This window comes from Aeromicrobium sp. Leaf272, assembly GCF_001422865.1.
Lineage (GTDB): Bacteria > Actinomycetota > Actinomycetes > Propionibacteriales > Nocardioidaceae > Aeromicrobium.
Window position 1 is genome coordinate 652,648 of record NZ_LMMY01000009.1, and the last position, 6,184, is coordinate 658,831.

The following is a 6,184-nucleotide window of genomic DNA, read 5'->3' on the forward strand; positions in this document are numbered from 1 at the left end:
ACCCCACCCAGGGCGTCGTCGAGGAGCGTCTCGCGGCCCTGGAGGGCGGCGTCGGCGCCCTGCTGTTCGCCTCGGGCCAGGCCGCCACCACCGGCGCCCTCACCAACGTGGCCGAGGCCGGTGACCACATCGTGGCCTCCGCCAGCCTCTACGGCGGAACCGACTCGCTGCTGCGCCACACCTTCCCGAAGCTCGGCATCCAGGTGACCTTCGTCGAGGACAACAACGACCCCGCCGCATGGCGGGCCGCCGCGCAGGAGAACACCAAGGCGTTCTTCGGCGAGACCATCGGCAACCCGAAGGGCGACATCCTCGACCTCGAGGCGATCAGCGCGGTCGCCAAGGAGGTCGGCGTCCCGTTCATCGTCGACAACACCGTGGCCACGCCGTTCCTGCTCAACCCGCTGAAGCACGGCGTCGACACGGTCGTGCACTCGGCCACCAAGTACATCGGCGGCCACGGCACCACGATCGCCGGCGTCGTCATCGACGGCGGCACGTTCGACTACGCCGCCCACGGCGACAAGTTCCCCGGCTTCACGACCGCCGATCCCAGCTACCACGGGCTCGTGTTCGCCGAGGCCCTCGGGCCGGCGGCCTACATCGCCAAGCTGCGCGTGCAGTACCTGCGCAACGTCGGCCCTGCCCTCTCGCCGTTCAACGCCTTCCTCATCGCCCAGGGCCTCGAGACCCTGAGCCTGCGGATGGAGCGCCACATCGAGAACACCCGCAAGGTCGCCGAGTGGCTGACCGCCCGCGAGGACGTCTCGAAGGTCACCTGGGCCTCGCTCGACGGCAACCCCTACAAGGAGCTGGCCGACAAGTACACGCCCCGCGGCTCCGGCGCGGNGTTCAGCCACGTGGCGAACATCGGCGACGTCCGCTCGCTCGCCATCCACCCGGCCAGCACCACGCACTCGCAGGGCACCCCGGAGGAGCACGCCGCCACCGGCGTGACCCCGGGCCTGGTGCGTCTGGCCGTCGGCATCGAGGGGATCGACGACATCCTCGCCGACCTCGAGGCGGGACTGCGCGCGGCCAAGTGACCCCACCTCACCTGACCGACCAGGATCTCCCTTCCGTCACCGGCGCGTGGCGTGAGGGAGATCCTGTCGGTTCCCGACAGTTCGTCGACGTCGGCGACGTGACGCTCGAGTCGGGCGCCGTGCTCCCCGACGTGCGGCTGGCGTACGAGTCCTGGGGCACGTTCACGGGCGACAACGCCGTGCTGGTGCTGCACGCCCTGACCGGCGACAGCCACGTGGTCGGTCCGGTCGGCGACGGGCACGCAAGCCCGGGCTGGTGGGACACGCTCGTGGGCCCCGGCCGCCCGATCGACACCGACCGGTACTACGTGGTGGCCGCGAACATCCTCGGCGGCTGCCAAGGGTCGACCGGCCCGTCCTCGACGTCGCCCGCCGACGGCGAGCCGTGGGGCGGAAGCTTTCCCGACCTCACCGTCCGCGACCAGGTGGCGGCCGAGGTCGCGTTCGCCGACCGGCTCGGCATCGACCGCTGGTACGCGGTCATCGGCGGCTCCGCCGGGGGCATGCGAGCCCTGGAGTGGGCCGTCACGCATCCGGACCGCGTGGAACGGCTGTTCCTGCTGGCCACGTCGGCCCAGGCGTCGGCGGAGCAGATCGCCCTGTCGTCGACGCAGCAGGCAGCCATCACCGCCGACGCGCACTTCCACGACGGCGACTACTACGGCGCTCCCCTGGGTCCGACCGCCGGCCTCGACGTGGCCCGCCGCATCGCCCACGTCGCCTACCGCAGCGAGGCCGAGCTGCAGGAGCGGTTCGGACGGACGGTCCAGGACGACGGCCGGTTCGCCGTCGCCTCCTACCTGGAGCACCACGGCGTCAAGCTCGTCCGTCGCTTCGACGCCAACTCCTACCTGGTGCTCACCCGCGCGATGGACAGCCACGACGTCGGCCGTGACCGTGGTGGGGTGGCGGCCGCTCTCGCGCGCATCACCACCCGCACCGTGGTGGCCGGCATCGACACCGACCGGCTGTACCCGATCCACCAGCAGCAGGAGCTGGCCGACCTGATCCCCGGTGCCGACGGACTCGACGTCGTCACGTCGCTGCACGGACATGACGGCTTCCTGGTGGAGTTCGACCAGGTCGGCGCCCTCGCCGCAGCCCTCCTCGCCGACTGAGCTAGAGGCCGACGGTCTCGGCGAGCGCCGCCACGTGGACGTCGAGGAAGGCGGCGGTGTCGGTGAGGGTGTCGGGGCCGTACTGGCCGAAGACGTCGAACGCCACGGCTCCGACGACGGCTGACCACAGGCCCATCCCCCGCGCCAGGTTGGTCGCGGGCAGCGTCAGCCCGTACTCGGCCCTGATCGACTCCAGGTCGGTGCGGACCGATCGCGGCAACGGTCCCGGAACCTCACGAAGTCGTCCGGCGAGGTGCGCCCGCTCGAGGACGCCCGCCAGGGCGACCACCACGCGGGTGCCCGGCTCGTTCGTCACGGTCGCCGGGGCTGCGTAGCCGGGGACCGGCGTGCCGTACAGCAGTGCGAAGCGGGAGGGCTCGCGCCGACCCCAGGTGCGCATGGCCTGGGCCGCTGCCTGCAGCTGACCGGTCCCGGTGCGGCGCGCGGCCGCCGAGATCGCGTCCTCCACCTCGGACCCGAGCTCGTCGTAGGCGTCGACGATGAGCAGCGTGAGCAGCGCGTCGCGGTCCTTCACGTAGCGGTAGACCGCCGACGACACCATGCCGAGCTCGCGGGCGACGGCCCGCAGCGAGAGCTCGGCCGGGGTCACGTGCGCGAGCTGCTCGCGGCCGATCCGGACGATGTCGCGCAGGGTCTGCTCGCGGGCGAGCTCGCGGGGAGTGGGCACCCACTCACCCTAGGGCGTCAGCAGCGCTATGTCGACAACGCGAGCAGTGCTCTTGACATCCCGACGCGCGGGGCGCACTCTGAACACAACAGAGAGCACTGCTCTCGTTTCGGACAACCAGGAGACATCATGCGCACCCTCGTCATCGGAGCCGGCCAGGTCGGCCCCCACGTCGCTCTTCAGCTCGCCCGTCGCGGCGAGTCCGTCCGTGTCGGCACCCGTTCCGGCTCCGGCCCCGAGCACCCGCTCGTCGAGCGCGTCCGGCTCGACGCCACCGATCCCGCGGACCTCGACCGCGCGTTCGCCGACGTCGACGTCGTGCACCTGTGCCTGCACGCCTCGGCCTACCGGCCCGACGTGTGGGAGCGCGAGCTGTACCCCCTGGAGGCCGGGGTCCTCGCGGCAGCGGCGCGGCACGACGTGCACGTCGTCTATCCGGAGAGCGTGTACGCCTTCAACACGTCGGCCGTCCTCGGCGACGATCCCCGCGTCGCTCCCCGATCCTCGATGGGACGCATCCGTGCCGAGCTGCTCGCGCGTCGAGCAGCGTCCTCGGCGCGGACCACGAGCGTGGTGGCGTCGGACTTCTACGGTCCGGGGGCGTCCATGGCGCACGGCGGCGACCGCATGAGGAGGCCGGCGGCGGAAGGACGCACGGTCCGCCCGCTCGGTCGCGTCGACCTCCCCCACGCGTGGACCTACCTGCCCGACCTGGCGTCGGCGATGATCGCCGCCGCCGAGCTGCCGGCCACGCCCGACCGGATCGTCCTCGCCCCCGTCGTCCACGCCACCCAGCGCGAGCTGGCCACGGCGTACGCCGTGGCGGCCGGGCACACGTCGGCCCGCGTGCGTCCTGTACCCGCCTGGGTGCTGAGGTCGCTCGCCCCGGTCAGCGCGGACATGCGGGCCATGGCCGCGATGTCCTACCTCTTCACCGAGCCGCTGCTCGTCGACGAGCAGGCGAGCGTCGAGCGGCTCGGCATCGCCGCGACTCCCCTCGAGGCCGCCGTGGGCGCGTCCGTCGCTGTGCCGTGACCCCGTATCGGAAGGACGTCAGTCGTCCTTCGGCGGACGGCCGGGACGGCGCGGGGCCGCGGCACCCTTCGGCATCCGCCCGGCGTCCTTCAGCGCCCCGCGCAGCAGGTACTCGATCTGCGCATTCGTGCTCCGCAGGTCGTCCGACGCCCAGCGGGCGAGGGCGTCGTGGACCTGCGGGTCCAGCCGCAGCAGCAGCTTCTTGCGCTCGGTGCTCATCGGGACGGGTTCACGGTGTCGGGCTCACAGGGTCGCGGACATGGTCGAGGTCACCCTCTCAGGAGTACAACGAACCGGTGTTGACCACCGGCTGGGCGTCGCGGTCGCCGCACAGCACGACGAGCAGGTTGCTCACCATCGCGGCCTTGCGCTCCTCGTCGAGCTGCACGAAGTCCTTGGACTCGAGCCGCTCCAGCGCGGACTCGACCATGCCCACGGCACCCTCGACGATCTCCTGTCGCGCGGCCACGATGGCGCCGGCCTGCTGACGACGCAGCATCGCCTGGGCGATCTCGGGGGCGTAGGACAGACGGTTGATCCGCGACTCCACGATCCGGACGCCGGCGGAGCGGACCCGCTCGTCGACCTCCTCGGACAGCCGGCCGGTGATCTCGTCGGCGTTCTCGCGCAGCGACAGTCGACCGGCGGCGTCGTAGGGGTAGCTGCCGGCGATGTGGCGCACGGCCGCCTCGGTCTGGATGGCCACGAACTCCACGAAGTCGTCGNGGTTGCCGTCGGCGTCGTTCACCTTGGCCGTGCCGGTCTCGTGGTTGCGGATGCGGGTGGAGATCTTGGTCCGGCCGGTCAGCGGGTTCACCCAGCGCAGGCCCTCCGTGCGGACGGTGCCGGTGTAGGAGCCGCCGAGGATCTGCAGCACGCGCGCCTCGTTGGGCGCCACGAGCGTGAGCCCGCAGGACGCCGCGAACGCGACGAGGGCGAGCAGCACGCCGACCACGATCAGCGGGATGGACTCCTGCACCGCTGCGAGCACCACCAGGCCGACGCCGGCGAGGAACCCGACGATCGACGCGATGGCGATCGTGGCTCCTCCGGTGCTCCAGGCCTCGCGCTCGGCGATGGTCGGCTTCTCGTCGGCCAGCGGCGTCTCGACGGCCGAGGCGGGCTCGGGGACGACGGGNATTATCGGCCGTGGCCCCAACCCCGTCAGACCAGCTTGCGCACGATCCCGCGCGGAGCGTGCTTCATGACCTGGCCGACCGCCGCCCAGGGCCAGCCCGGCGTGGCCGCGGTGTCGACCTCCTTCTGGATGGCCTTGACCATCGAGCGCACGCCCGTCTCGGTGTCGACCATGAGCCTCTGCTCCTGCTCGACCTGCTCGTTCATCTCCGAGGCGATGTAGCCGGGGAAGAGCGTGGTCACGGCGATGTCGACACCCTTGCGCCCGACGAGGTCCATGCGGATCCCCTCGGCCAGGTGCGCGATGCCGGCCTTCGTGGCGGCGTAGGAGGTCATCGACGACGGCATGCCGCGCATGGCCGACATCGACGAGATGACCACCAGGTGGCCGGCCTTGCGCTCGTAGAAGTGCTCCATCGCGGCCTCGCACTGGGCCATCGCGGCGATGAAGTTCGTCTCGGCGGTCTCCTTGTTGGCCGCGAACATCCCGGTGCCGATGCGTCCGCCCTTGCCGAGGCCCGCGTTGACGATCACGCGGTCGAGCCCGCCCAGGTCGCCGATGGCGGCCTTGGAGACGGCGAAGACCTGGTCGTGGTCGTTCACGTCGAGCGCGTGCACGACCACCTGCACCTTCGGGTGCGCCGCAGTGATCTCGGCGGCGAGGGCCTCGAGGCGGTCCACGCGGCGCGCGGTCAGGGCGAGGTTGTGGCCCTGGGCGGCGAGCTGGCGGGCCATCTCGGCGCCGAGGCCCGAGCTGGCCCCCGTGATGAGGACGTTGGTGCGCACGTCAGTCCTTCCGAGCCATGCGGGTGGCCGCCTTGGCCATCTCGCGGTAGTACAGCGGGCGCAGGAAGCGCTTCGCGGTGTACGCGATCCTGCCCTCCCGGTCGGTCAGCACGATGTGGCGACCCTTCTCCACGTCGGCCAGGACGACCGTGGCGATGTCGGCCGCGGTGCGCTTCGAGCCGTCGATCAGCTTGGCCGCAGAGGCCTGCGCCGACTCGTCCTTGCCGCGCATGGAGGCGGTCAGGTTGGTCTTGAAGAAGGTCGGGCAGACGACGCTCACGGCGATGCCGTACGGCTTGAGCTCGTGGAACAGCGTCTCGCTGAGGGCCACGACCCCCGCCTTGACCGCGTTGTACTCGCTCATGCGCGGCGGG

The 6,184-nt window shown here is 71.6% G+C and carries 8 protein-coding genes and 1 pseudogene; 4 read left to right on the plus strand and 5 right to left on the minus strand.

Annotation, left to right across the window (positions count from 1 at the left end):
• Positions 1–59 precede the first annotated feature (59 nt).
• From ASF38_RS04795 to ASF38_RS04800, 3 genes and pseudogenes are all read left to right on the plus strand, one after another.
• The coding region (locus ASF38_RS04795) for an aminotransferase class V-fold PLP-dependent enzyme (RefSeq protein ID WP_255353809.1) at positions 60–849 on the plus strand (790 nt) is incomplete at its 3' end.
• 1 nt (position 850) lies between these two features.
• Positions 851–1,046: pseudogene (locus ASF38_RS18875) on the plus strand (PLP-dependent transferase); the annotation flags it as partial.
• Complete coding sequence (locus tag ASF38_RS04800) at positions 1,043–2,164, plus strand: homoserine O-acetyltransferase (RefSeq protein ID WP_255353802.1); 1,122 nt, start codon at positions 1,043–1,045, stop codon at positions 2,162–2,164. The pseudogene ASF38_RS18875 and the gene ASF38_RS04800, both read left to right, overlap by 4 nt.
• A 1-nt stretch (position 2,165) precedes the next feature.
• Here the strand turns inward: ASF38_RS04800 and ASF38_RS04805 are convergent, their stop codons facing one another.
• Positions 2,166–2,852 carry a TetR/AcrR family transcriptional regulator gene (locus tag ASF38_RS04805; RefSeq protein WP_056574027.1) on the minus strand — a complete coding sequence of 229 codons (687 nt, stop codon included), beginning with the start codon at positions 2,850–2,852 and terminating at the stop codon, positions 2,166–2,168.
• Between the two features lie 129 nt (positions 2,853–2,981).
• Between ASF38_RS04805 and ASF38_RS04810 the strand changes: the two genes are divergently transcribed.
• A complete protein-coding gene (locus ASF38_RS04810) occupies positions 2,982–3,887 on the plus strand; it encodes an NAD-dependent epimerase/dehydratase family protein (protein WP_056574030.1) in 906 nt (301 codons plus the stop codon).
• An 18-nt stretch (positions 3,888–3,905) separates the two neighbouring features.
• On the opposite strand, the gene ASF38_RS04815 is transcribed toward ASF38_RS04810, so the two are convergent.
• From ASF38_RS04815 to ASF38_RS18345, 4 genes are all read right to left on the minus strand, one after another.
• On the minus strand, positions 3,906–4,106 hold the full coding sequence (locus ASF38_RS04815) for a hypothetical protein (protein WP_055962552.1): 201 nt from the start codon (positions 4,104–4,106) through the stop codon (positions 3,906–3,908).
• 58 nt (positions 4,107–4,164) lie between these two features.
• On the minus strand, positions 4,165–4,602 hold the full coding sequence (locus ASF38_RS18880; RefSeq protein WP_255353810.1) for an SPFH domain-containing protein: 438 nt from the start codon (positions 4,600–4,602) through the stop codon (positions 4,165–4,167).
• Positions 4,603–5,051: 449 nt separating this feature from the next.
• The gene (locus tag ASF38_RS04825) at positions 5,052–5,810 is read right to left on the minus strand and encodes an SDR family oxidoreductase (protein ID WP_082480379.1); all 759 of its coding nucleotides are present in this window, start codon (positions 5,808–5,810) and stop codon (positions 5,052–5,054) included.
• A 1-nt stretch (position 5,811) separates the two neighbouring features.
• On the minus strand, positions 5,812–6,184 hold a 373-nt coding region (locus ASF38_RS18345), incomplete at its 5' end, for an SDR family NAD(P)-dependent oxidoreductase (protein ID WP_200914410.1).

Coding starts and splice junctions, on each gene's coding strand:
- ASF38_RS04815 (WP_055962552.1), bottom strand. CDS start 4,106: ATGAGCACCGAGCGCAAGAAGCTGCTGCTGCGGCTGGACCCGCAGGTC.
- ASF38_RS04810 (WP_056574030.1), top strand. CDS start 2,982: ATGCGCACCCTCGTCATCGGAGCCGGCCAGGTCGGCCCCCACGTCGCT.